The following is a 25,406-nucleotide window of genomic DNA, read 5'->3' as shown; positions in this document are numbered from 1 at the left end:
CGATAACGATAGTTTGGATACTGATTTACTGTGGCTGATCAGCTAATTGTGCGCGGAGCACGTGAGCATAACCTCAAGGGCGTGGACATCGACCTGCCTCGTGACAAGATGATTGTCTTCACCGGCTTGTCCGGATCGGGTAAGTCCTCCCTGGCCTTTGACACGATTTTTGCCGAAGGTCAGCGTCGGTATGTCGAGTCCTTAAGCTCCTACGCCCGCATGTTCCTCGGGCGGATGGATAAGCCGGACGTAGAGCTGATCGAAGGGCTGTCCCCAGCGGTCTCCATCGATCAGAAGTCCACGAACCGCAACCCTCGGTCCACCGTGGGCACTGTGACGGAGATCTTCGACTATCTACGTCTGCTTTACGCACGCACCGGCACGCCGCACTGCCCCCAGTGTGGCGAGGTGATTCAGCGCCAGACTCCCCAGGAGATTGTGGATCAGATCCTTCAGATGGAGGAGGGGCTGAAGTTCCAGGTGCTGGCCCCCGTGGTGCGTACCCGCAAGGGCGAGTTTGTGGATCTCTTCGAGGACCTGGCGTCCCAGGGCTATTCCCGCGTGAAGGTGGATGGCGAGGTCCATCAACTCTCGAACCCGCCGAAGCTGGAAAAGCAGGTCAAGCACGATATCGACGTGGTGGTGGATCGTCTTCAGGTCAAACCTAGCCAGAAGCAGCGCCTGACGGATTCCATCGAAACGGCACTGAACCTCGCCGATGGAATTGTGGTGCTGGACTTCGTGAGCCTGGATGAGAAGGATCCGGTCCGCTACCGTCGTTTCTCCGAAAAGATGGCCTGCCCCAACGGCCACGCCTTGGCGCTGGACGAGCTGGAGCCCAGGACGTTTTCCTTCAACTCGCCTTATGGTGCCTGCCCCACCTGCGACGGGTTGGGCACGGCCCTGGAAGTGGATGAGAAACTGGTCATCCCGGACGAGGATGCCCCACTGAATAAGGCCATTGCACCGTGGGCGGGTTCCCCGAACTCCAAATACTTCGAGAAGCTCCTCGCGGCCTTGGGCAAGGAGCTGGGCTTTGATCCGAAGGCTCCGTACTCGGACCTGTCCGCTGCCCACAAGAAGGCTATTTTGAAGGGCCATTCCACGAAGATCACGGTGAACTTCCGCAATCGCTACGGACGTGGGCGCAACTACACCGCTCCGTTCGAGGGCGTGATGCCGTTTCTGACGCGCAAGCTGGACCAGACGGACTCCGAGGCGTCGAAGGAACGCTACCTCTCCTACATGCGCGAGGTGCCCTGCAGCTCCTGTGGCGGCGCCCGCCTCAAGCCGGAGGTGCTGGCCGTCACCATCGCCGCTGGGGAGCGCCGCTTGAGCATTGCGGAGCTTGCTGATCTTTCTATTTCCGACGCCAGCGCGTTCCTCAATTCCCTCACACTCAATAAACGGGAGGAGATGATCGCGGGTGCTGTGCTGCGCGAGATTCAAGCTCGCCTTCGATTCCTGCTAGACGTGGGTCTGAACTATTTGTCGATGTCTCGATCGGCTGGGACATTGTCCGGTGGCGAGGCACAACGCATTCGCCTGGCCACGCAGATCGGCTCTGGCCTCGCCGGCGTGCTGTACGTGTTGGATGAGCCGTCGATCGGTCTGCATCAGCGCGACAACGAACGCCTGATCCACACCCTGGAGCATCTGCGCGACCTGGGTAACACCCTGATCGTGGTGGAGCATGATGAGGACACGATCCGCACCGCCGACTGGCTCGTGGACATCGGGCCGCGCGCCGGTGAGTTTGGTGGTGAAGTGGTCTACCAGGGCGCCCCGGCTGGAATTCTTGAGTGCGAGGAGTCGGTGACCGGCCACTACCTGTCCGGGAAGAAGGTGCTCGCGGTTCCTTCTTCGCGTCGGGAGGTGGATCGTGAGCGGATGCTCTCGGTGCGCGGCGCGGAGGAGAACAACCTCAAGGGCGTGGACGTGTCCTTCCCGCTGGGCGTGTTGACCGTGGTCACGGGCGTGTCTGGTTCCGGTAAGTCCTCCCTGGTCAATGGGATTCTGGCCAAGGTGTTGGCCAACAACCTGAATCGCTCCCGCGTGGTTCCTGGCCACCACAAGCGCGTGGACGGCCTGGAGCACCTGGACAAGTTGGTCCAGGTGGACCAAAGTCCGATTGGACGTACTCCGCGGTCCAATCCGGCAACGTACACCGGCGTGTTCGATAAGATCCGCAAGCTCTTCGCGGAGACCACCGAAGCGAAAGTTCGTGGATACGGTCCGGGACGCTTCTCCTTTAACGTCAAGGGTGGGCGCTGCGAGGCCTGCCACGGCGACGGAACGCTGAAGATCGAGATGAACTTCCTGCCGGATGTGTACGTGCCGTGTGAGGTGTGCCAGGGTGCTCGCTATAACCGCGAGACGCTGGAAGTCACATACAAGGGCAAGAACATCGCCGAGGTTCTGGACCTTCCGATCACCGACGCCGCGGAGTTCTTTGAACCCGTTACGTCCATCTCTCGCTACCTCAATACGTTGGTGGATGTGGGCTTGGGCTATGTCCGTCTGGGACAGGCCGCCACCACGCTGTCCGGTGGTGAGGCGCAGCGCGTGAAGCTGGCCGCCGAATTGCAGAAGCGCTCGAACGGCCGCACCATCTACATCCTGGATGAGCCCACCACGGGCCTGCATTTTGAGGACATCCGGAAACTAATGCTGGTGATCCAGGGGCTGGTGGACAAGGGCAACAGCGTGCTCATCATCGAGCACAACCTGGATGTCATCAAGGCTGCAGACTGGATTGTGGACATGGGTCCCGAGGGAGGATCCGGTGGAGGCACCGTGGTGGCCGAGGGAACTCCGGAGTACGTGGCCCGCGTGGAGGGTTCCTACACAGGTCACTACCTCCGCCCTCTGCTGGAGAAGTCCCACACGGAGGAGCGCACGGATGACCGCGCACGAGACAAGGAGAACGCATAGGTGGACGCGCTGGATACACACGCGATTCAGCGAGGCTCCCACGAAGAAGGTCCAGCTCCCACCGGGATCGTGAGTTCATTTGGCTATGCCGTAAGTTCGCCCTCACGGATCCGGAAGGAACTCTTCGGCGGCCTGGCGGTTGCCCTGGCCTTGATCCCTGAGGTGTTGAGCTTCTCCATTCTGGCCGGGATGGATCCCAAGGTTGGGCTCTTCGCCTCCGTGATCATGATGATGTCCATCGCCTTCACGGGAGGCCGACCGGCCATGGTGTCCGCCGCCGCGGGATCCGTGGCCGTGGTGATCGCCCCACTGTCTGCCAGCCACGGAGTGGACTACGTTGTCGCCGCAGTGCTCCTTGCCGGAGCGTTGCAGGTCATTTTGTCTGCTGTCGGAGTGGCCAAGCTGATGCGCTTCATTCCCCGTAGTGTGATGCTGGGCTTTGTGAATGCGCTGGGCATCCTCATGCTGACCGCACAGATGGATCACCTCATCGACGTGCCCTGGCTGGTCTACGCGCTCGTGGCGGTGGGGCTGGTCATCATGTTGGGACTGCCGCGTCTGACCACGGTCATCCCCGCGCCGCTGGTCACGATCTTCATCCTGACAGGCGCTGTGTGGGCCTTCGGATGGAACGTGCCGGACGTTGCCGACCAAGGGGAGCTGCCCACTTCGCTGCCGGGCTTGTTCCTTCCGGATGTCCCCCTCACCCTGGACACCCTGTCGGTGCTGGCACCGTACGTGGTGGGTGTGGCGCTGGTGGGATTACTGGAGTCCCTGCTCACCGCGAAACTGGTGGATGACATCACGGACGTTCACTCCGATAAGACCCGTGAATCCTACGGGCAGGGCGTGGGAAATATCTTGTCTGCCCTGATCGGCGGCATTGGTGTGTGCGCCATGATCGGCCAGACCATGATTAACGTCAAGAGCGCTCAGGCGCGCACGCGTCTGTCCACGTTCATGGGTGGAGTATTCCTCCTCGTCCTCATACTCCTGCTTGGCGACACCGTCGGCCGGATTCCCATGGCCGCCCTCGTGGCCGTCATGATCATCGTTGCAGGAACCACCATCAACTGGCATTCGATCGCGCCGACCACTCTGAAGCAGATGCCGCTGTCCGAAACGCTGGTGATGCTGATCACCGTGGTGGCGACGTTGCTGACGGACAATCTGGCCATCGGGGTGTTCTGTGGCGTGCTCACCGCTATGGTGGCGTTCGCCCGTCGGATTGCACACCTCGTGACGGTGGAGAGACGCGTGGATGAGGGTGAGCCCGGCGTCGTTATTTATGAGGTCACGGGGCAGCTCTTTTTCGCATCATCGAACGACCTGGTGTACTCCTTCGACTACACCGAGGATCAGCTCAGCGGCGCGGATCGGGTGATTATTGATTTGACCAAGGCGGAGATTTGGGATGCGTCTACCGTGGCGACGCTGGATAGCGTGCATAGAAAATACGCCCAGCGAGACCTGAGCGTAGAGATGAAGGGACTCGACGGGGAGTCCCAACGCCGTTTAGATCTGCTGAGCGGAAAACTAGGGGAGTAGGGGCACCGCAGTGCCCGGTGGTGAGGGGCGTGTCTAGATGCTGGACACTGCGTCCTCACCGTCGATGAACTCCAGTGGGCTCTGGGACGGGAACTCATCGCGGCCCACCAGCTCGGTCACTACGTCGGCCACGAGCTCACGGGAAGTCTTCAGCTCGGACTCCTCCGGAAGAGTGTCCTTGTTGAGGGGCTGTGGCAGCACGGTGATGCCTGCAGCGTCCTCATCTGTCAAGGTTGCAGGCCCCAGGATGAAGTAGGGCAGCGAGGTTTCGGCCAGGCGAAGGTCCACAGCCTTCTTGGACTCCACGTAGGCGTACCAGGACTCGGAGGATTCCTCAGCCGTGTTCGTGGTGGCGCCGAGGTAAGAAATCATGAAGTACCGCGGCACGTGGCGGCCTTCGGACTGGAGCTTCTCCAAGGCCTCAATGGTGGCGAGGGCGCCGTCGCGGTCAACGGCCCAGGTGACGTCCGCGCCGCCGCGGCCACCGTTGCCGGCTCCCCAGACGACATCATCGAAGGATGTCAGGAGGTCGGCCCATTCATCAACACTGAGCTTGGTGATGTCAGCCAGCACAACCTCGCCGCCGACCTCGTTGACGTCGGCGGTGTAGTCAGGATTGCGCACGAGGGAGTGAACCTTGTGGCCCTGCGCAGAGAGTTTCTTGGTGGACAGCAGTCCAATCTTTCCGTGGCCGCCGATGTACAGAACCTTCTTCGTTGATGTAGTCATATTTTCGACTGTACCGACGGATTAGTTGACGTGCCACCTATTTTTGAGGGGATGAGTGTTGATGCCGTTCGCGTAAGCCCGCTGCCAGCAAGAGCAGCGAACCGCAGGCAATGAACGCGATGACCTGAACCACGCCACCCAGCACCGAAAGATCCCAGAAGATCAACTTCAGGAATGCAACCACGATGACCCCGAGGCCAGTCGAGGTGACACCGCGATGCAGAACCACAATTCCTAGCACAATCCACAGAAGCGAAATGACGGTGTGTGCCAGCATGAAGCTCATGTGACCGTTGTGGACCAGCTGAAACAGCGCTGGAATGCACGCGGAACTCGTAACGAGTGCGACAAAGCCAGCCATGATGGGCGCGGGCTGGTTCAAGGTGATGAGGCTCTTCCAGTGAACCGCCGCATAGGCCAACGCCACTGAGGTGGCCACCAGAACAACGGGCGCGGCCGGGAGTAGCGTGTCTTCGTAGTGGAACCACGAGGCGAGTGCGTGTGGGTAGGCAGTGATCACCACAGCGATGAGGCAATACACCACCAGGGCATGCGGAACCCTAGCTCGAACAGCGACAAGAACCGAGGTGAGGGCCGCCACTCCCACTCCGGACAGGATGGACAGCGGACTGGTGAACGGCTGAGAGTAAAAGTTCACCACCAGTGCCGTAGCCAAGCCGCCCAGGTTCATGGCCAGCGCCAGAGACACGCATCGCTCATGTGCCTGCGGGCTATTGACGGCGATCATGGTGATCGCGGTGGAAAAAGTAGAGGCAACCAGCGCATAGATCACTGCCGCCAGAGGTTCCTCGAGCACCAGGAGAGCTACCGGTGTGACCGTGATAGCGATTGTGGTGAATGCGCTGTCCCGTGCAGGCAATTCCTCCGAGCGGAACGCCAGAACGGTGAGAATAATCAACGCCAAGGAGCCCAGAACAAAGAGAGTTGGCACGCTGGACAGCGCCAGGATCATGCCGCCCACGTACACAATCGTGGCCGTGATGTTCAGGTTTTTCCATGCGTGACCCCACCGAGCGGCAAAGCCGATCAGCGCGCTGAGCGCCACCGATGCTGAAAAGTACATACTCTGCGGCACCGTGAAGTGCCCCTCGGCCAGAACCATGAGGGCAATGGGAACGATAAAGATCGGCGATAGAGCTGTGACGATGACCGCGAGAGTCTCGTGCTTCCACACAAACGCCAACGCAGTACCGAGGGCGCAGATCCCGCTGATGAGAACCGCGCCCACTTCGGGTGTCAGCCACTCAATGCCGTACACAGCAATCCACACATCGACCAGGCCACCCATCACGCCGACGATGACAAGGCTCGGCGCCAGAACATCCGGCATCTTGCGGGCGTGCGTCACCACACCCGCAGCAATGAAGGCTGCGGACAGAACTCCCGCGAGGCACACCATCATCTGCGGAGTGATGACCCCGGACGCCAGGGCAAGGGCTGCGCAAAAGACCAGGCCGATGATGGTGATGATAGATCCGAAGATCGCCAGAATACGAGTGGTGTTGAACTCTATGCTCCGGCGAGGAAAACGATGGCCGACTGCGCCGGTGGTGCTCGATGGCTGTACAGACGCACCGGCAGGCGGCCTGTGGAACACAGAGCCCCTGCCTCCTGGTGTGCGGCGAGAGGGGAGAGAGGTGGGCGTCGAAGAATGGGATTGAGGAAACGCCGGAAGTCCCCGCGGCGGCTGCGCGATGGATTGAGCGGGTTCGCTGGGTGCAGCTGCGGGCTGCGGCGCAACGGACACGGGCTGCGGTGCGACAGTTGCGGGTTGAGGTTCAGCAGCCGCAGACTGATCGGCAGCGAGCGTGGACTGAGCCCGGATAAAGCGATCAATGCGAACGGCTAGTTGTGACTGGGCCGTGCTGTTGGCCTTGAGAATCCTGCTGATGTCTCGAAGTATCTGATCGGTTGTGGCAGTGGTCGTGGATTCACTAGTGTTCATGTGTCCCCCTTAGACACGACGCGTGTGAAATAGTTTTGAGAGGGATCATAGCTGAATCGCTGGAGAAATGACCAGGGGTAATTTGTTTAGAGTAGGCAGGGGTGCTACACTATCGGCACTACCGTTCAAGATCTGTTCGAGATTCGACTGAAAATATCGATACAGCTCTTGACTGCAAAGTGGAGTTTCTCCCACCTCGTGACCACCACCGGACAGTCGGATTGGACTTGGGCTCAGGTAAACCATGCATATTCGTGCGCATGTCGCCATGGATGGCGAGTCATCGCAGAAAGCATCGTGCATGGGGGGATTCATTACTTTTCGGAAAAGCGGTAACACATGTAACCACTGCTACTGAGGAGTTCACATTAGCGCTGAAGCTCGCATCAACGACCGAATCCGAGTCCCTGAGGTCCGACTCGTCGGTCCAGGCGGAGAACAGGTTGGCATCGTCAAGACCGACGACGCACGCAAGCTGGCCTATGAAGCAGACCTCGATCTTGTTGAGGTCGCCCCGAACGCAAAGCCGCCCGTGGCGAAGATCATGGACTACGGCAAGTTCAAATACGAGCAGGCTCAAAAGGCCCGCGAGTCTCGTAAGAACCAGCAGCAGACTGTGGTGAAGGAGCAGAAGTTCCGCCCGAAGATCGACGACCACGACTACGAAACCAAGAAGAACAACGTAGTGCGGTTCCTCGATAAGGGCTCCAAGGTCAAGGTCACCATCATGTTCCGCGGACGTGAGCAATCCCGTCCCGAGCTGGGCTTCCGTCTGCTGGAGCGCCTCGCCAACGACGTGCAAGAACACGGCGTTGTGGAGACCCGCGCCAAGCAAGACGGCCGCAACATGACGATGGTTCTTGGCCCAGTCCGCAAGGGCAAGAAGTAAGTAGTTCCGATCAGATCTCTGGTCACCACTCGACTAATTAATTGAGGATTTCACCAACATGAAGCAGAAGACTCACAAGGGCACCGCTAAGCGCGTGAAGATCACCGGCTCCGGTAAACTGCGCCGCGAGCAGGCTAACCGCCGTCACTTGCTGGAGGGCAAGCCTTCCCGTCGTACTCGTCGTCTGAAGGGCACCGAGGATGTAGCCCCTGCGGACACCAAGCGCATCAAGCGTCTGCTGGGTAAGGCTTAATCGCCTCTTCACTAGACCCCAGTAAAGAAACTGCCCCACTAGAACCACACAACTAAGTAAAGGACGTATCACCGTGGCACGTGTCAAGCGCTCAGTGAACGCTAAGAAGAAGCGTCGCGAAGTACTCAACTCCGCAAAGGGCTACCGTGGTCAGCGCTCCCGCCTGTACCGCAAGGCTAAGGAGCAGATGCTCCACTCCAAGACCTACGAGTTCCGCGACCGTCGCGCTCGTAAGGGTGACTTCCGCAAGCTGTGGATCCAGCGCATCAACGCAGGTGCACGCCAGAACGGCATCACCTACAACCGCCTGATCCAGGGTCTGCGCCTGGCCGAGATCGAGGTTGACCGCAAGATCCTGGCTGAGTTGGCTGTCAACGACTTCGACGCATTCACCGCTCTGTGCGACGCTGCCAAGGCAGCTCTGCCAGAGGACGTGAACGCTCCAGCTGCCCAGTAAGAGTCAGCGAGGAATACACCCCGCCTCGGGTCGGCATTTCGTGCCGTCCGACGCGGGGTTTCGTGCATCATGGGCTCGGTATGGAACGAACCACATGTCCAGTACAGTAGAGAGCATGTCTGAGACAGAGCTGTTCACGGAGCGAACACCACGAGTGGTGAAAGCCGCAAAGCTTCACCGCGCCGCAGCCCGCAGAAAAATGGGGGCCTTCCTGGCGGAAGGGGAGAACTCGGTAGAAGCCGCCGTAGCCACCGGCTCCGCCACCGATCTCTTTCTCACCGAAGCCGCAGCCGAGCGCTTCGAGCCCATCGTGCGCAGCGCGAAGTACCTCAACATCTACACTCACCTCATCACCGAGCGTGCCGCGAAGCACCTCTCGGATACCGTGCACACCACTGGCATTTTCGCCGTGTGCAAGCCTGTGCTGTGGAGCGTGGACAAGGCCTTGGCGGGTCGGCCGCAGCTCGTCAGCGTTCCCGTTGAAACTAATGATCCCGGAAACGCCGGCACGCTCATCCGCGTCGCCGACGCGATGGGTGCCGATGCCTGCATTTTTGCCGGTGAGTCAGTCGATCCGCAATCTCCCAAGGCTGTGCGTTCCACTGCTGGATCCCTGTTCCATCTGCCCGTCGCGCGCCACACCGGCATCAAGGACGTCCTGGGCCGCCTGCGGGCGCATGGTCTGCAGATTGTGGCCACGTCGGCCGATGGGGAGGTGAGCCTCGACCACGCCGGGGATCTGTTGTCCAAGCCCACCGCATGGCTGTTCGGCAACGAAGCCCATGGGCTCGGTGAGGAACTTCTTGCAGAGGCAGACGTGCGCGTGCGCATCCCCATCCGGGGACGGGCGGAATCGCTGAACCTCGCGACGGCGGCGTCGATATGTCTCTATGAATCCGCGAAGGCCTTGAGTTCGGGCGACGACGGCGACGATCGTGCCGCCTTGGACCCCCTCGTCTGAGCGTCTGTGATGCCCAGCGAGTATGATTATTTCGTTAATAATGTCCTAACGCCTATGTGCCAGATGAGGAGCCCACTAACGTGTCTGAATCAGTGACTGATTCCGGAGATGCTCACGACGTCGAGTTGACCGAAGCCAGCCTAAATGCCGCCGCTGAACAGGCCGAACAGGCGTTTTCCGCCGCTGAGGATTTGGATCAGCTGGCCACGGCTCGGCGCAAACACCTGGGTGATGAGGCTCCCATCCCCGCTGCTCGTCGACGCCTCGGCTCACTGCCGAAAGACCAACGTAAAGATGCAGGCCGCATAGTTAACATGGCTCGTGGGCGCGTGGAGAAGGCCTACGCGGTGGCCAAGGAAGCTCTGGAGATAAAGCGCAACGAGGAAGTGCTCAAGGCCGAGCGCATCGACGTGACGCAGCCAACCACGCGCGGTCAGGTGGGCGCGCAGCACCCCATCACGATCTTGTCCGAGCAGATCGCGGACATTTTCGTGGGCATGGGCTGGGAGATTGCCGATGGCCCTGAGGTGGAGGCGGAATACTTCAACTTCGACTCTCTGAACTTCATCCCGGACCACCCGGCGCGTACGCTGCAGGACACGTTCCACATCGCGCCCGCGGGTTCCTCGCAGGTGCTGCGCACGCACACCTCGCCGGTGCAGATGCGCACGATGCTGGACCGCGAGGTTCCCATCTACATCGCCTGCCCGGGCCGCGTGTTCCGCACTGACGAGTTGGATGCCACGCACACTCCCGTGTTCCACCAGGTGGAAGGGCTGGCCGTGGACAAGGGCCTGACGATGGCTCATCTCAAGGGCACGCTGGATCACCTGGCAAAGACGCTGTTCGGGCCGGAGACCAAGACGCGCATCCGTCCGAACTACTTCCCGTTCACGGAGCCTTCTGCGGAGGTGGACGTGTGGTTCCCGAACAAGAAGGGAGGCGCAGGATGGATCGAGTGGGGCGGCTGCGGCATGGTGAACCCCAATGTGCTGACCGCGGCGGGCATTGACCCCGATGAGTACCAGGGCTTTGCCTTTGGAATGGGCATCGAGCGCACCCTGCAATTCCGTAATGGTTTGCCGGACATGCGTGACATGGTGGAGGGAGATGTTCGTTTCACTCTTCCCTTTGGTGTCCGAGGATAGTCCTAGGCGAACGTAGATCTTCGCAGGGTAAAAGAAAAGGAATTAAGAACAACATGCTGATTTCCCAGTCTTGGCTGACCAGGATCCTGCAGACCGCAAACCCTGGATGGTCTGTGTCGAGCGAGGAGTTCGATGCTGGCTTCGTGAAGGTAGGTTTCGAGACGGAGGGCTACGAGGCACTCCCGGAAACCACCGGCGTGCTGTGCATCGGCCGCGTGGAGAGCATCGAGGAGCTGGACGGCTTTAAGAAGCCGATCCGCTACTGCGATGTGAACGTGGGGCAGGCCAATGGTACGGGCGAGTTGCAGCACATCATTTGCGGTGCTCGGAACTTTGGCGAGGGCGATAACGTTGTCGTGGTGCTTCCAGGCAGTGTATTGCCGGGCAATTTCGAGATTTCCGCGCGCAAAACCTATGGGAAGATCTCCGAGGGAATGATGTGCTCCGCCGCCGAGCTGGGCCTGACGCAGCAGTCCTCCGGGATTATTACCATTTCCGACGCCGAGCTTGCGGACCACGGGCTGTCCGTCGGAGATGACGCTCGTGGGATTCTGGGGTTGGGTGACACCGTGTTTGATGTCAACATCACGCCGGACCGCGGCTACGCGTTGAGCGCTCGCGGGTTGGCCCGCGAGCTGGGCTCCAGCTTCGCGTTGCAGTTCCGCGATCCTGCGACGGATCCGTCGGCGGCGGCACTCAGTAACGATCTGTTCGCGGGCCTGCCGGGTACCGACGGAGAGATCTACGATGTGTCCGTGGACGACAACACCGGGTGCTCCGTGTTCGGCATGCGCAAGGTCGTGGGGATCGACCCAACGGCCGAGTCCCCACTGTGGATGCAGCGTGAGCTGATGCTGTGTGGACAGCGTCCGGTCAATGCTGCGACCGACGTGACGAACTATGTGATGTTCCTGCTGGGTCAGCCGATGCACGCCTTCGACGCGGCGAAGGTTCAGGGCGGATTGCACGTGCGCCGCGCTGAGGCGGGAGAGAAGCTCACCACCTTGGATGGGGTGGAACGCACCCTGGATGCCGAAGACGTGGTGATCTGCGACGATAACGGCATCCAGTCCATGGCAGGCGTGATGGGCGGCTCCACGTCCGAGATCTCGGATGAGACTGTGGACGTCCTGTTCGAGGCGGCGCACTGGGATCAGATCACGGTGGCGCGCACGTGCCGCCGGCACAAGTTGTCCTCGGAGGCGTCTCGCCGCTTCGAGCGCGGCACGGATCCGCAGGTCATCAATGAGGCACTGGACTTTGCCGTCGCCCTTCTGGCACAGATCGCCGGCGGCGAGGTTGTGGAAGGCCGCACGGTGGTGGGATCTGCGCCAGAGATGCCGCAGATCCTGATGCACACCTCCCGCCCGGGCCGCACCGCTGGCATGGTGTACCCGGACGGCACCACTATCTCTCGACTCCGCGAGGTGGGCTGTACCGTTCGCGAGACCGGCCACCGCGATGGCCTGGGTGCGCGTGAGATCGAGGTGACCCCACCATCCTGGCGTCCAGATCTGACGATGCCGGCTGACCTGGTGGAAGAGGTTCTGCGCTTGCAGGGCCTGGAGGATATCCCGTCGATTGTTCCTACTGCGCCGGCTGGACGTGGCTACACCCCACGTCAGCGTATGCGTCGCAGCGTCAACCACGCGCTGGCGTGGGCGGGCTATGCGGAGATTCTTCCTACTCCGTTTATCGCCAACGATGTGTTCGACGTGTGGGGCTTGGATGACGAGGACCCGCGTCGGGTTGCTGTGAAGGTGTTGAACCCGCTGGAGGCGGATTACGCAACCATCGGAACCACCTTGCTTCCGTCCATGATTGACTCTTTGCGCCGCAATGTGACGCGTGGTCAGCGCGATGTGGCGCTGTATGGCGTGGAGCAGGTGTCCCGTCCAACTCAGGCGGAGCAGAAGTCTCCGATGCTCTCGGTTGCGCAGCGTCCAGAGGATGAGGAGCTGCGCTCCCTGCTGGAGTCCCTGCCGGAGCAGCCGTTGCACGTTGCGATGATTGCCTCGGGTCAGCGCCAACTGCAGGGTACGTGGGGTCCCGCGGTGCCGTTTGAGGCTGCCGATGCCATTGAGGCGGCACGCGTGGTGGGACGCGCTGCGGGCGTGGAGTTTAGCTTCCGTAACGCGGAGTACCTGCCGTGGCACCCAGGACGCTGCGCGGAGATCCTGGTGGGAGATACCGTGGTGGGCCATGCCGGTGAGCTGCACCCTCAGGTGTGTGAGCGCGCGCAGATCCCTGCCCGTACCGTAGCGATGGAGCTGAACGCGGATCTGCTGCCACTGGAGGAGAAGTTCCCCCGTCCGGTGCTGTCCAGCTTCCCGGCGGTGCTGCAGGATCTGGCGGTTGTGGTGGACGCATCCACGCCGGCGCAGGATGTGGAGGATGCCCTCCGTGAGGGCGCCGGGGAGCTCCTGGAGGAGATTCGCCTGTTCGACGTGTACCAGTCGGAGGTCGTGGGTGCCGACAAGCGCTCGTTGACGTTCAGCATGCGCTTCCGCGCCGTGGACCGGACGTTGACGGAGGAAGAGGCCTCGGAAGCACGCGAGTCTGCTCTGGCCGAGGCGTCTCGTCGCGTGGGCGCGGTGCAGCGCGCATAAGGCAGCGCGCATAGCGCCCTCTCGTGCGGACCCTCCCGCAACCCCACAATGAATAATTCTCATTATATTGCATAATTTGCAATGCGGAGTATCGTCGGGCATGATAGGGGCATGCTCACTATCGCGATTGCCGGTGCCACAGGATATGCAGGCGGAGAAGCCCTCCGCCTGCTGTTGAATCACCCAGGCTACACCAAAGATTTCCAGATCGGTCCCCTGACTGGAGCGTCTAACGCGGGTGCCCGCTTTGGTGATCTGGTCCCCAGCCTTCCGCCACTGGCAGAGCGAGTAGTAGAAAACACCACGCCCGAGGTGCTCGCCACCGCAGACGTTGCCATCCTCGCCCTGCCGCATGGCGTATCCGCCGCATTGGCCGCGGAGCTGCCCGAGTCCGTGAAGGTCATCGACTGCGGTGCTGATTTCCGCTTGAAGAGCCAGGCGGACTGGGAGAAGTACTACGGCACCGAATACGCGGGCCACGAAACCTATGGCATCCCGGAAATGCCCGGCCATCGAGAGGCCATCAAGACTTCCCGCTTCGTGGCCGCCCCTGGCTGTTTCCCCACCGGAGCCACCCTTGCAGCACTGCCGGGCATCCACGCTGGGGTGATGGAACCACAGGTAAGCGTGGTGTCCGTCACGGGAGTGAGCGGCGCAGGAAAGAAGGCTGCCGTCAACCTGTTGGGTGCAGAAACGATGGGTAACCTCCGGGCCTACGGCGTGGGCACGCATCGCCATACCCCGGAGATCACGCAGAACCTCGCGGAGGTCGCACCCGCAGAAAACACGGACGTGCACGTCACCTTCACCCCGGTCCTCGCACCGCTTACGCGCGGCATTCTCACCACCGTGACGGCCAGGACCCAGGCATCCGCCCAGGAAGTACGTGCCGCCTATGAGGCCTTCTGCGCAGACGAACCGTTCCTGCACCTGCTGCCGGAAGGCCAGCAGCCAGAAACCAAGAACGTGGTGGGGTCCAACATGGTGCACCTCCAGGTCACGGTGAATGACGGGATGATCGTCGCCACCAGCGCCATTGATAATTTGACGAAGGGCACCGCCGGTGCCGTTGTGCAGTGTCTCAACCTCATGATGGGGTGGGACGAAACCGCGGGTCTGCCGCAGACAGGAATGTAAGAAACGATGAGCGACCTCCACAGTGAGCAGTCCACGGCCACGCAGCCACGTCCTGTGGGCGTGACCGTTCCCCAGGGCTTTTCCGTTGCCTCTACCACGGCGCACATCAAGCCGTCGGGCAAGCCGGATATGGCCCTGTTGCGCAACGACGGCCCGGATTTTCATGCTGCGGCGATGTTTACCCGCAACAAGGTCACGGCAAGCCCGGTGCGCCTGACCCAGTCCCACCACAATGGACAGTTCAAGGCCGTGATTGTCAATGCCGGCAACGCCAATGCGTGCAATGGCGCCCAGGGAGATAAGGACGCAGCCACCACCGCGAACCACGTGGCCCAGGCGTTGGGCATTGATACCGAGGACGTTGCCGTGTGCTCCACCGGGCTGATCGGTGATGTTCTTCCCATGGAGAAGGTCTTAGCTGGCGTGGACGCGCTGGTGCCGCAGCTGTCCTCCGATGTCGAAGCCGGAGGCCCCGCCGCCGAGGCGATCATGACCACCGATACGGTCTCCAAGCAGGCCGTCTACCAGGGCGATGGCTGGTCGATTGGTGCCATGGGCAAGGGGGTGGGCATGCTCGCTCCGTCCCTGGCCACCATGTTGGTCTTTATTACCACCGACGCCAAGCTTGCCTCCCCCGAGGCTGCACAGAAAGCCTTGAGTGCCTCTACTGCCACCACGTTTGATTGCGTGGATGTGGACGGCTCCACGTCCACCAACGATACGGTGCTGTTGCTCGCCTCGGGCGCGTCCGGTGTGACTCCCGATGAGGAGGAGTTCCAGCGCGCAATCCACCAGGTGTGCCTGGATATTGCGATGCAGCTGCAGGCGGACGCGGAAGGTGTGACCAAGCGCGTGTCCATCACGGTGGAGGGAGCGGCCACCGACGCCGAGGCCAAGGAGGCCGCCCGGGTGATCGGCCGCGACAACCTCTTTAAGTGCGCGATGTTCGGAAGTGATCCGAACTGGGGCCGCGTGCTGGCCGCTGTGGGCATGGCCCCGGTGGAGATGGAGGCGGAGAAGATCAGCGTGTCCTTCAACGGCTCGCCGGTCTGCATCAATTCCACGGGTGCTCCGAATGCTCGCGAGGTGGATCTCACGGGCACGGACATCGCGGTGACCGTGGACCTAGGCACAGGCAAGGGCGGAACCGCCACTGTGTGGACCACGGACCTGTCCTATGCCTACGTGGAAATTAACTCGGAATACTCCACATAAAAAGAGCTGGATATACCGTCATAAAAAGCGTCAACGCCCGACCGCACCCGTTCCTAGTTTTTAAGTGAGAGCTATGGCTAATAACTTTTCAGCCCTTCCCGACATCACCAACCTCACCCCGGAGATGCGCAGCCATGTGCTGGCAGAGGCTCTGCCCTGGCTGTTGCATTTCCAGGGAAAAATCGTGGTGGTGAAATACGGCGGCAACGCCATGATCGACGATGAGCTGCGCCGAGCCTTCGCCGCCGACATGGTGTTCCTGCGCGCCGTGGGCGCCCGCCCCGTGGTCGTTCACGGCGGAGGCCCACAGATCAACCAGATGCTGGACGCCGTGGGACTGGAATCCGAGTTCAAGGGCGGTTTCCGCGTCACCACGCCCGAGGTGATGGAGTACGTCCGCATGGTGCTGTTCGGCAAGGTCGGCCGCGAGCTCGTGGGGCTCATCAACGAGCACGGTCCCTATGCGGTGGGTACCTCCGGTGAAGATGCCGGGCTGTTCACGGCAGAGAAGCGTTTCGGCGTCGTTGATGGGGAAGAGGTCGACCTGGGGCGGGTGGGTTCTATCGCCCACGTCCAGGCGGATTCGCTGATGGACCTCATTGAGGCAGGTCGCATCCCGGTGGTTTCCACCGTCGCCCCCGATGTCAACGGTGATATTTACAACATCAATGCGGATACCGCGGCGGGTGCGTTGGCGTCGGCATTGGGCGCGGAGCGCCTGGTCATGCTCACCAACGTGCAGGGACTGTACACGGATTGGCCGAACCAGGATTCGCTGGTGTCCCGGATTGATCCGCAGGCGTTGTCGGACATCCTGCCTACGCTGGATTCGGGCATGATTCCGAAGATGGAGGCGTGCCTGAACGCGCTGCGCACAGGGGTGAAGGCCGCGCATGTGATTGATGGGCGTATTGCTCACTCGGTGCTGCTGGAGCTGATGACCTCTGGCGGTATTGGAACGATGGTTGTGGAAGACGATTGGGAGGGCGTTCATGCCTAAAACAACGAATCCTGAGCAGAGTGCGCAGGAAAACCAGAGTGCGCCATGGCAGCAGCAATGGGATAGTGCCCTGATGCCCACGTATGGCACCCCTCAATTGGAACTGGTGCGGGGCGAGGGATCCTTCGTATTCGACGCCAACGGCGCGCAGTACCTGGACCTCCTGTCTGGCATCGCGGTGAATGCGTTGGGACACGCCCATCCTGCGATTGTCCGAGCTGTTACCGAACAGGTCAGCACGCTGGGCCACGTGTCCAACAACTTCGCGCACCCCCAGGTCATCACGCTGGCCACGCGCCTGAAAGGCCTGATCGCGCAGCATCTGGACGGGGAGTGGGCGCACGACCCACAGTCCGCGCAGGTGTTTTTCGCAAACTCCGGTGCGGAGGCCAACGAGGCGGCCTTCAAGATTGCCCGCGCGACGGGTCGGACGAAGATTCTCGCCGCGGAACGCGGCTTCCACGGGCGCACGATGGGAGCGTTGGCGCTGACCGGGCAGCCGGATAAGCAACAGCAATTCCTGCCGTTGCCGGGCGGCGTGGAGTACTACCCCTACGGCGACATCGAGGCGCTGCGCCGCATGGCCGATGAGGACACCGCGGCGATCGTCCTGGAGTCTATCCAGGGCGAAACGGGAGTGATCCCCACTCCGGAGGGCTTTTTGACCGAGGTACGCCAGCTGTGCGATGAGCTGGGAATCCTCATGATCGTGGACGAAGTCCAGGCCGGCATGGGGCGCACGGGCGCGTGGTTTGGCTATCAGGTGGAGCAGATCGTCCCTGACGTCATCACCCTGGCCAAGGGACTGGGCGGCGGCATGCCGATCGGCGCGTGCATTGCTCTGCCACCGGCGCAGCTGCTGGTCAAGGGCTCGCACGGCACCACGTTCGGCGGCAATCCCATTGCCTGCGCTGCAGCCAACGCCGTCATCACCACCATCGAGGACGAGCACATCCTGGACAACGTGACCGAGATTGGCGCCTACATCACGTCCGAACTGGAGAAGGACCCATCCGTCACCACGATCCGCGGACGCGGACTGATGCTGGGCGTGGTGCTGGACAGTCCGCTGGAGGTCGACCCGCTCGAGTATGGAGTGATTATTAATCGCCCGGCGCCCGATGTGTTGCGCATTGTGCCGCCGCTGAATCTGAGCCGGGAGGACGCGCGCTTGGGCGTCGAAAAAATTAAAAAAATGCTGGACGATAACCGCGCGGCACAGTCGGGCGCACCAACCAAGGAATCGGAGTAACACATGGCCATTCGTCATTTCCTCGCAGATGATGACCTCACGCCGGAAGAGCAGGCAGAGGTGCTCGCGCTGGCGGAAGAAGTTAAAGCGCAACGCTACGACAATCAGTACCGCGACTTGCTGGACCGACGCAGCATCGCCGTGCTGTTCGATAAAACCTCCACCCGCACCCGTTTTTCCTTCGACGCCGGCATCACCGAACTCGGCGGCAACCCCATTGTGGTGGACGCCGGCAGCTCGCAAATGGGCAAGGGTGAGACCTTCCAGGACACAGGCAACGTGCTGTCCCGGTTCGTCAACGCGATCGTGTGGCGCACCGGAGCGCACGACAACCTGCACCAGATGGCGGAGACTGCTACGGTGCCGATTGTGAACTCCCTGTCCGATGACTTTCACCCTTGCCAGATCCTGGCGGACCTGCAGACCATCAAGGAGCACAAGGGCACGCTGAAGGGCTTGAATGCCGTCTACTTCGGCGACGGTGCAAACAACATGGCCAACTCCTACATGCTGGGATTCGCCACGGCGGGCGTCAACATCACCATCTCTGCGCCGGAGGGGTTCCAGCCGGAGAGCACGTTCGTGGAACGAGCGCGAGCGCGCGCCGCCGAAACCGGAGCCACGGTGACTGTCACGGATGCCATCGATGCCAACGGCGCGGATGTTGTCATCACCGATACCTGGGTCTCCATGGGCATGGACCCCAGCATCGACCGCTCGGCGCTGCGGGCCTACCAGGTCAACGCCGAGCTGATGGCCACGGCTGCCTCGGACGCGATCTTCATGCACTGCCTGCCGGCCTACCGCGACAGCGAAGTCACGGCGGAGGTCATCGACGGGCCACAGTCCGTGGTCTTCGACGAGGCAGAAAATCGCCTCCACGCACAGAAGGCATTGCTGGTATGGCTGCTCCGATGACCCGGACTGCCCGGCAGGATCTCATCGGAAAGATCATCGGGTCAGAAAAGGTATCCAGCCAGCGCAAGCTGCTGAGCATTCTGGAGGAACGCGGAATCGAGGTAACCCAGGCTACGCTGTCTCGTGACTTGGTGGACCTGGGCGCGAAGAAAGTGCGCAGCAACGGCGACATCTACTACACGCTCACCGACGAGCTGCGCGTGGATGGGCCGGATAAACTCCGTCGCGTGCTGGGCGAATTGCTGGTGGATTACGACCACTCCGGCAACATCGCCGTGCTGCGCACACCCCCAGGAGCGGCGCAATACCTGGCCAGCATCCTGGACCGCTCGGGCGTGTCCAAAGTGGTGGCCACGATCGCCGGCGATGACACGGTATTCGTCCTGGCGAGGGAGCCACTCAACGGCCAGGAGCTAGGCGAGTACTTCCAGGGGCTTGCGCAGGCCTAGCCTCCGTCGGAACAACACACACAACCCTATAGACTAGACACATACGATTAGCTCAACCGCTGGGACAGACAGCGGTGACACGGGCATGAAGGAAAGGAACACCATGAAGGATCGCGTAGTTCTCGCATACTCGGGCGGTTTGGACACCACCGTTGCCATTAGCTGGATTGCTAAGGAGCGTAACGCGGAGGTTGTCTGCGTCTCTATCGACCTGGGACAGGGAGGCGAGGACATGGAGACCGTGCGCCAGCGCGCACTGGGCGCCGGCGCCGTGGAGTCCATCGTTGTCGATGCCCGCGACGAGTTCGCTGAAGAGTACTGCCTGCCCACCATCAAGGCGAACGGCATGTACATGAAGGAGTACCCACTGGTCTCCGCCATCTCCCGTCCGCTCATCGTGAAGCACCTGTCTGATGCCGCGAAGGAGCACGGCGGCACCGCTGTGGCCCACGGCTGCACCGGTAAGGGCAATGACCAGGTCCGCTTCGAAGTGGGCTTCGCTAACACCGCCCCAGACCTGGACATCATCGCTCCTGTCCGCGACTACGCATGGACCCGTGAGAAGGCCATCGCCTTCGCCGAGGACAACGGCATCCCTATCGAACAGTCCAAGAAGTCCCCATTCTCCATCGACCAGAACGTGTGGGGCCGCGCCGTGGAGACCGGCTTCCTGGAGGACCTGTGGAACGCCCCCACAAAGGACGTCTACGCCTACACCGAGGACCCAGCACTGGGCCAGGCTCCTGACGAAGTGATCATCTCCTTTGAAAAGGGCAAGCCTGTGGCCATCGACGGCAAGAAGGTTACCGTCCTGCAGGCCATCGAGGAGCTGAACCGTCGTGCGGGTGCGCAGGGCGTCGGTCGTCTGGACATGGTGGAGGACCGCCTGGTCGGCATCAAGTCCCGCGAGGTCTACGAGGCCCCAGGTGCCGTGACCCTCATCAAGGCTCACGAGGCTTTGGAAGCCGTTACCATTGAGCGCGAGCTGGCCCGCTACAAGCGCGGCATTGATGCCGAGTGGTCCAACCAGGTCTACGACGGCCTGTGGTTCTCCCCACTGAAGCGCTCCCTGGATGCCTTCATCGACTCCACCCAGGAGCACGTCAACGGCGACATCCGCCTGGTGCTGCACGCTGGCTCCATCACGGTCAACGGCCGCCGCTCCGGCAGCTCCCTGTACGACTTCAACCTGGCCACCTACGACGAGGGCGATTCCTTCGACCAGTCCATGGCTCGTGGTTTCGTGGAGCTGCACGGTCTGTCCTCCAAGATCGCCGCACGCCGCGACTTGGCCAACTAACGGCCGGGAACAGCCCGGCCACCTCACACCCGTTCCCAACCTTTCAGTAAAGGACTCTTCATGTCTGCACCATCCGCACACGGCACCAACGAAGGCGCACTGTGGGGAGGCCGCTTCTCGGGCGGCCCAACGGACGCCATGGCGGCATTGTCCAAGTCCACCCATTTCGACTGGGTTCTGGCACCGTACGACGTCTTGGCGTCCCAGGCCCACGCCCGCGTGCTGCACCGTGCGGGACTGCTGTCTGAGGAAGACCTCGCCACGATGATCGAGGGTCTGCAGCAGCTGGGCAAGGATGTGGCTGACGGAACCTTTGGCCCCGAAGCCTCCGACGAGGATGTTCACGGCGCCATGGAACGCGGCTTGATTGACCGCGTGGGTCCTGAGGTGGGAGGTCGCCTGCGTGCTGGCCGTTCCCGCAACGATCAGGTTGCTACGTTGTTCCGCATGTGGGTGCGCGATGCTCTGCGTGACATCGCCGCCGGTGTGACGGATGTGGTGGATGCTCTGCTGGCGCAGGCCGACCGCCATCCTGAGGCGATTATGCCGGGCAAGACCCACTTCCAGGCCGCCCAGCCTGTGCTGCTGGCCCACCAGCTGCTGGCACATGCTCACCCGTTGCAGCGAGACATTCAGCGTTTCCGTGACCTGGATCGACGCCTAGCTGTCTCCCCGTACGGCTCGGGTGCCTTGGCCGGCTCCTCCTTGGCTCTGGATCCGGAGGCGATCGCTGAGGAATTGGGATTTGATTCGGCAGCGGACAACTCCATTGATGCCACGAGTTCTCGCGACTTCGCCTCCGAGACCGCGTTCGTGCTGGCCCAAACCGCGGTGGATTTGTCGCGTCTGGCGGAGGAGATCATCGCGTGGTCCACGCCGGAGTTTGGGTACGTCACTTTGGCCGATGAGTGGTCCACTGGTTCGTCGATCATGCCTCAGAAGAAGAACCCGGATGTTGCGGAGCTCACCCGAGGCAAGACTGGACGCTTGATTGGTAACGCAACGGGCCTGCTCGCCACGTTGAAGGCTCAGCCGCTGGCCTACAACCGCGATCTGCAGGAAGACAAGGAACCGATCGTGGATTCCGTCTCCCAGCTGAACCTCCTGCTGCCCGCGATGGCCGGCCTAGTGGACACGCTGACGTTCCACCCCGAGCGTCTGCGCGAGCTCGCCCCTGCAGGGTTCACCCTCGCCACCGATTTGGCCGAGTGGATGGTGCGCCAGGGCGTGCCGTTCCGCGTGGCACACGAGGCGTCAGGATCGTGCGTCCGTATCGCCGAATCCCGGGGTGTGGATCTCATCGATCTGACCGACGCCGAGCTCGCGAGCGTTCACGAGGCGCTGACCCCAGAGGTTCGCGAGGTGCTGACCGTGGACGGCGCCGTTGCCTCCCGCGCCACCCGCGGTGGTACCGCGGGTGTGCGGGTGGCTGAGCAGCGCGAGCGCGTGCGTGAGCAAGCTCAGCAGGACCGCGCATGGGCGGAGCAGTCTCCAATCCCTAGCAATCACTAGTTCGTGGTTGTGTTCTGGTTGACGTGCTGTGGTACGTGGGCGACGTGGTGAAGCATGCTCCTGAAGAACTCTAAAACACTCGCAGCGCTGTTTGTCTGCGGGGCGATGCTGGTCGCCTGCGGGGACTCGGAGGAGCCGAGCTCCCCTGTGGAAGAGTCCGGCACCGTCGTGAAGCATCGTTTGGACCAGACGCCGGGTGAACAGCTCGCGGGTGCCGCACCTCTAATGGCGCTCGTGAGCTCGGGCTCAACTGCGCAGGTTCAAGGCTTTTCTTCTGAAGGAAAGCCCGTGGCGGACGTGTCTACGCAGGTAGCTGCCGTGAAGGATTCCCGCTTGGAGCGCTTCGCCGACGGCTATGCTGTGGCCGATAAGAACGCCATCGCGGTCTTGAACTCCTCGGGCACGCGCGTGAAGGCCTTGCCTGTGCCGGAGGTTGATGAGAACGCCGCGCTGGCGGCGTCGGATTCTTCCCCACATTTTTCCACGACGATCATGGCCTTTGACCTGCCTCCCGAAGACGGCGGAACGGCGGATCGGACACGCATCGCTAAATTACATTCAGCATCAGGTCAGGGCAGTGGAGACATCAACAATCGGGTGATTACCCGCAAGGCGGATATTACATCCCTCACCGCGTGCGATGATGGATCGGCGCTGTGGCTGGAGTTTAAGCCCTCCACGCTTGTGGGTAATTCGGGTGCAGGTGTGGCAAGTCTGGTGACCTGGACCGAAGAAAATGGTGTGGAAACGTACCCTATTGATTATGAATTCGCCGCCCGCCCGTGGGACATTAATCAATTGGATTGTGAGAGGAAGCATCATCGTTTGGTTGCCGATGACGGCTCCGGGGGTGTGATTAATCTGGGAATCCAAAAGGATGGCCCGCGCTATAAGGTGGCGGGGAAGCGCCCGGTGAAGAAGGCTAACTCCGACGATATCGATGGTTCTTACGGTGCCATCAACGGCGATATGCTCACCACGATCAATGACAAGGGCACAGTCACCGTCATTGATATGTATAAGGGCGAGGTGGCATCATCGGTGGAGTTCTCGCAGCACTATATGGATCGCCGTAACTTGACTGCGACTAGTGCTGATGGGGCCTACGTCTATGCGCTTTTCGGCGGGGCTTCAGAATCGGCGGAAGATGGTTCGTCGCGCGCCAGCGCAGTCATCATGGACTTCAACCAGCCGAGCTGCCGGAGGAACATTGAACTGGAGGTGCCGGCTTCCAGCACAGTCACATCGGCGTTCATGCAGGTCACGGACTCCGAAAAAGCAATTAAGCCGCCGTGCCAGGCTGATCGCTCCTGAACGCATTCAAGCGGCTAGACTGATCTGCATGATTGATCCACAGCTCCTAGAGATCTTGGCATGTCCACAAGATAAGCAACCACTTGAGGATCACGGCGATTATCTGGTTAACCCCCGTCTGAACAAGGCCTATCCCATTCAAGACGGAATCCCTGTCTTGCTGGTTGATGAGGCCGTGGACTGGCCGCTGTAGAGCGCGGCCATACAGTTTTCGATAACACGTGAGAGAAATGGTGGAATAGTAATGTCAAATATTATCGATGAGCTCCAGTGGCGTGGATTGATTAACCAGTCCACAGATATTGAGGCGCTGCGTGAGGCTGCCGAAGACAAGATTACGCTGTACTGCGGCTTTGACCCCACGGGAGCGTCCTTGCACGCCGGTCACTTGGTGCCGCTGATTATGCTGAAGCGTTTCCAGGAGTTTGGTCACCGTCCGATTACGTTGGCGGGTGGAGCAACGGGAATGATTGGCGACCCGCGTGATGTGGGGGAGCGTTCCATGCTGTCCGACGCGCAGGTCGCGGAAAACCTGGAATCCATTAAAAAGCAGCTGCAAGCCTTCGTCGATTTTTCGGACAACTACGGTGACAATCACGCCATCATGGTGAATAACGCCGAATGGACCGCGCGCATGAGCGTGATTGATTACCTGCGCGACCTCGGAAAGAACTTTTCCCTGAACACCATGCTGGATCGAGACACGGTGAAGCGCCGTTTGGAATCCGATGGCATTTCTTACACCGAGTTTTCCTACATGCTTCTGCAGGCCAACGACTATGTGCACCTGAACAAGGAATTTGGCTGCGTGCTGCAAATCGGCGGTGGAGATCAGTGGGGCAACATCGTCTCCGGCGTGGATCTCAACCGCCGCGTGAGTGGTACGAAGGTCCACGGACTCACCGTCCCCTTGGTGACCGACGCCGAAGGCAACAAGTTCGGAAAGTCCACTGGTGGCGGCAAGCTGTGGTTGGATCCGGAGCTGACTAGCCCGTACTCCTGGTATCAGTACTTCATCAACGCCGGTGATTCTGTGGTGATCGACTACTTGCGTTGGTTCACCTTCCTCAGCAAGGAGGAGATCGACGCACTGCAGGAGAAGGTGGAGACGGAGCCGTTCAAGCGCGAGGCGCAGCGCACTCTGGCGCGCGAGATGACCACACTGGTGCACGGTGCCGAGGCCACGGAGGCCGTGGAGTTGGCCGCGCAGGCCTTGTTCGGCCGTGCGGAGCTCACCGATCTGGATGAATCGACGCTGGCCGCGTCCTTGCAGGAGACCGAGATTGCTGAGGTCGGCCAGGAGGCCACCATCGTGGATCTGTTGGTGGAATCCGGTTTGGAGAAGTCCAAGGGCGCTGCGCGTCGTACCGTGGGTGAGGGCGGAGCGTATGTCAACAACGCGCGCATTGAGGATCCTGAGTGGTCGCCATCAGCGGATGATCTTTTGCATGGACAGTGGCTGGTGCTGCGCAAGGGCAAGAAGCGCTTTGCCGGAGCGAAGGTGCGCACGGCGTAAGGGTTCAAGGTCCGTGATCCTCGACATGAGGAACACGGACCTTCTTTCGTTGTGAGAGCTGCCTGGCATCGACCTCGCTACACTTCCTGCAATTAACCCAGTCGCAGCCTGTGCACGCCTTGTGCCGTTGGTTGTGTTTTTGGTGTGTTTGTGTGTGGTGTTTTTGGGGCTGTGAGCTGGGGATTTGTGTTGTGTGTGGGTTGTGTGTAGATTAGTTCAAGTCAGAGCGACCGACACCGGCTCCCGGACAGGCCACACAGAGTGATTGTGTGGGGTTGTTGTTAGGGGAGGGGCAGGAA

Annotated in this window: 21 protein-coding genes; 19 read left to right on the top strand and 2 right to left on the bottom strand. The window is 61.1% G+C overall.

All coding sequences use genetic code 11. The features are described from left to right. Nucleotides 1-30 precede the first annotated feature (30 nt). A complete protein-coding gene (uvrA, locus tag GC425_RS05730; RefSeq protein ID WP_151843150.1) occupies nucleotides 31-2,934 on the top strand; it encodes an excinuclease ABC subunit UvrA in 2,904 nt (967 codons plus the stop codon). Then, nucleotides 2,935-4,482 carry a SulP family inorganic anion transporter gene (locus tag GC425_RS05725; protein WP_231699739.1) on the top strand — a complete coding sequence of 516 codons (1,548 nt, stop codon included), beginning with the start codon at nucleotides 2,935-2,937 and terminating at the stop codon, nucleotides 4,480-4,482. A 33-nt stretch (nucleotides 4,483-4,515) separates the two neighbouring features. Here GC425_RS05725 and GC425_RS05720 read toward each other — a convergent pair whose 3' ends face one another. After that, nucleotides 4,516-5,211 (bottom strand): NAD(P)H-binding protein, encoded by a 696-nt coding sequence (locus GC425_RS05720; protein WP_151844327.1) that lies wholly within the window; start codon nucleotides 5,209-5,211, stop codon nucleotides 4,516-4,518. Nucleotides 5,212-5,248: 37 nt separating this feature from the next. Then, a complete protein-coding gene (locus tag GC425_RS05715; RefSeq protein WP_151844326.1) occupies nucleotides 5,249-7,177 on the bottom strand; it encodes a hypothetical protein in 1,929 nt (642 codons plus the stop codon). 367 nt (nucleotides 7,178-7,544) lie between these two features. Between GC425_RS05715 and infC the strand changes: the two genes are divergently transcribed. The 17 genes from infC (at nucleotide 7,545) to tyrS (ending at nucleotide 25,107) form a co-directional block, all read left to right on the top strand. After that, nucleotides 7,545-8,066 carry a translation initiation factor IF-3 gene (gene infC / locus GC425_RS05710; protein ID WP_151843153.1) on the top strand — a complete coding sequence of 174 codons (522 nt, stop codon included), beginning with the start codon at nucleotides 7,545-7,547 and terminating at the stop codon, nucleotides 8,064-8,066. Between the two features lie 58 nt (nucleotides 8,067-8,124). Next, nucleotides 8,125-8,319 (top strand): 50S ribosomal protein L35, encoded by a 195-nt coding sequence (gene rpmI / locus GC425_RS05705; RefSeq protein ID WP_151843154.1) that lies wholly within the window; start codon nucleotides 8,125-8,127, stop codon nucleotides 8,317-8,319. 73 nt (nucleotides 8,320-8,392) lie between these two features. Next, the gene (rplT, locus tag GC425_RS05700; protein ID WP_151843155.1) at nucleotides 8,393-8,776 is read left to right on the top strand and encodes a 50S ribosomal protein L20; all 384 of its coding nucleotides are present in this window, start codon (nucleotides 8,393-8,395) and stop codon (nucleotides 8,774-8,776) included. 115 nt (nucleotides 8,777-8,891) lie between these two features. Further along, nucleotides 8,892-9,737 carry an RNA methyltransferase gene (locus tag GC425_RS05695; RefSeq protein ID WP_192930398.1) on the top strand — a complete coding sequence of 282 codons (846 nt, stop codon included), beginning with the start codon at nucleotides 8,892-8,894 and terminating at the stop codon, nucleotides 9,735-9,737. Between the two features lie 92 nt (nucleotides 9,738-9,829). Further along, nucleotides 9,830-10,885, top strand: coding sequence for a phenylalanine--tRNA ligase subunit alpha (gene pheS, locus GC425_RS05690; protein ID WP_151843188.1), 1,056 nt, complete (start codon nucleotides 9,830-9,832; stop codon nucleotides 10,883-10,885). Nucleotides 10,886-10,938: 53 nt separating this feature from the next. Then, on the top strand, nucleotides 10,939-13,494 hold the full coding sequence (gene pheT / locus GC425_RS05685) for a phenylalanine--tRNA ligase subunit beta (RefSeq protein WP_151844324.1): 2,556 nt from the start codon (nucleotides 10,939-10,941) through the stop codon (nucleotides 13,492-13,494). 111 nt (nucleotides 13,495-13,605) lie between these two features. Beyond that, nucleotides 13,606-14,631 carry an N-acetyl-gamma-glutamyl-phosphate reductase gene (gene argC / locus GC425_RS05680; protein WP_151843158.1) on the top strand — a complete coding sequence of 342 codons (1,026 nt, stop codon included), beginning with the start codon at nucleotides 13,606-13,608 and terminating at the stop codon, nucleotides 14,629-14,631. 6 nt (nucleotides 14,632-14,637) lie between these two features. Beyond that, nucleotides 14,638-15,846 (top strand): bifunctional glutamate N-acetyltransferase/amino-acid acetyltransferase ArgJ, encoded by a 1,209-nt coding sequence (gene argJ / locus GC425_RS05675; protein ID WP_151844323.1) that lies wholly within the window; start codon nucleotides 14,638-14,640, stop codon nucleotides 15,844-15,846. A 73-nt stretch (nucleotides 15,847-15,919) separates the two neighbouring features. Beyond that, a complete protein-coding gene (argB, locus tag GC425_RS05670) occupies nucleotides 15,920-16,846 on the top strand; it encodes an acetylglutamate kinase (protein WP_151843542.1) in 927 nt (308 codons plus the stop codon). Then, nucleotides 16,839-18,098 (top strand): acetylornithine transaminase, encoded by a 1,260-nt coding sequence (locus GC425_RS05665; protein WP_151844322.1) that lies wholly within the window; start codon nucleotides 16,839-16,841, stop codon nucleotides 18,096-18,098. Before argB ends, GC425_RS05665 begins: the two co-directional genes overlap by 8 nt. 3 nt (nucleotides 18,099-18,101) lie before the next feature. After that, nucleotides 18,102-19,016: an ornithine carbamoyltransferase gene (gene argF / locus GC425_RS05660; protein WP_151844321.1), complete on the top strand. Its 915-nt coding sequence runs from the start codon at nucleotides 18,102-18,104 to the stop codon at nucleotides 19,014-19,016. Further along, complete coding sequence (argR, locus tag GC425_RS05655) at nucleotides 19,001-19,465, top strand: arginine repressor (protein WP_151844320.1); 465 nt, start codon at nucleotides 19,001-19,003, stop codon at nucleotides 19,463-19,465. The genes argF and argR overlap by 16 nt, the downstream gene beginning before the upstream one ends. A 103-nt stretch (nucleotides 19,466-19,568) precedes the next feature. Continuing rightward, nucleotides 19,569-20,765 carry an argininosuccinate synthase gene (locus tag GC425_RS05650; RefSeq protein ID WP_151844319.1) on the top strand — a complete coding sequence of 399 codons (1,197 nt, stop codon included), beginning with the start codon at nucleotides 19,569-19,571 and terminating at the stop codon, nucleotides 20,763-20,765. Between the two features lie 60 nt (nucleotides 20,766-20,825). After that, nucleotides 20,826-22,277 (top strand): argininosuccinate lyase, encoded by a 1,452-nt coding sequence (argH, locus tag GC425_RS05645; protein WP_151844318.1) that lies wholly within the window; start codon nucleotides 20,826-20,828, stop codon nucleotides 22,275-22,277. Between the two features lie 54 nt (nucleotides 22,278-22,331). Then, a complete protein-coding gene (locus tag GC425_RS05640) occupies nucleotides 22,332-23,591 on the top strand; it encodes a hypothetical protein (protein ID WP_151844317.1) in 1,260 nt (419 codons plus the stop codon). 28 nt (nucleotides 23,592-23,619) lie between these two features. After that, nucleotides 23,620-23,784: a Trm112 family protein gene (locus GC425_RS05635; RefSeq protein WP_151843167.1), complete on the top strand. Its 165-nt coding sequence runs from the start codon at nucleotides 23,620-23,622 to the stop codon at nucleotides 23,782-23,784. A 51-nt stretch (nucleotides 23,785-23,835) separates the two neighbouring features. Then, nucleotides 23,836-25,107: a tyrosine--tRNA ligase gene (tyrS, locus tag GC425_RS05630; RefSeq protein WP_151844316.1), complete on the top strand. Its 1,272-nt coding sequence runs from the start codon at nucleotides 23,836-23,838 to the stop codon at nucleotides 25,105-25,107. Nucleotides 25,108-25,406 lie beyond the last annotated feature (299 nt).

This window comes from Corynebacterium sp. zg254 (genome assembly GCF_024701495.1).
Taxonomy (GTDB): domain Bacteria; phylum Actinomycetota; class Actinomycetes; order Mycobacteriales; family Mycobacteriaceae; genus Corynebacterium; species Corynebacterium zhongnanshanii.
The sequence above is the reverse complement of the archived record's forward strand: the minus strand, read 5'-3'. Positions and strand labels throughout refer to the sequence as shown.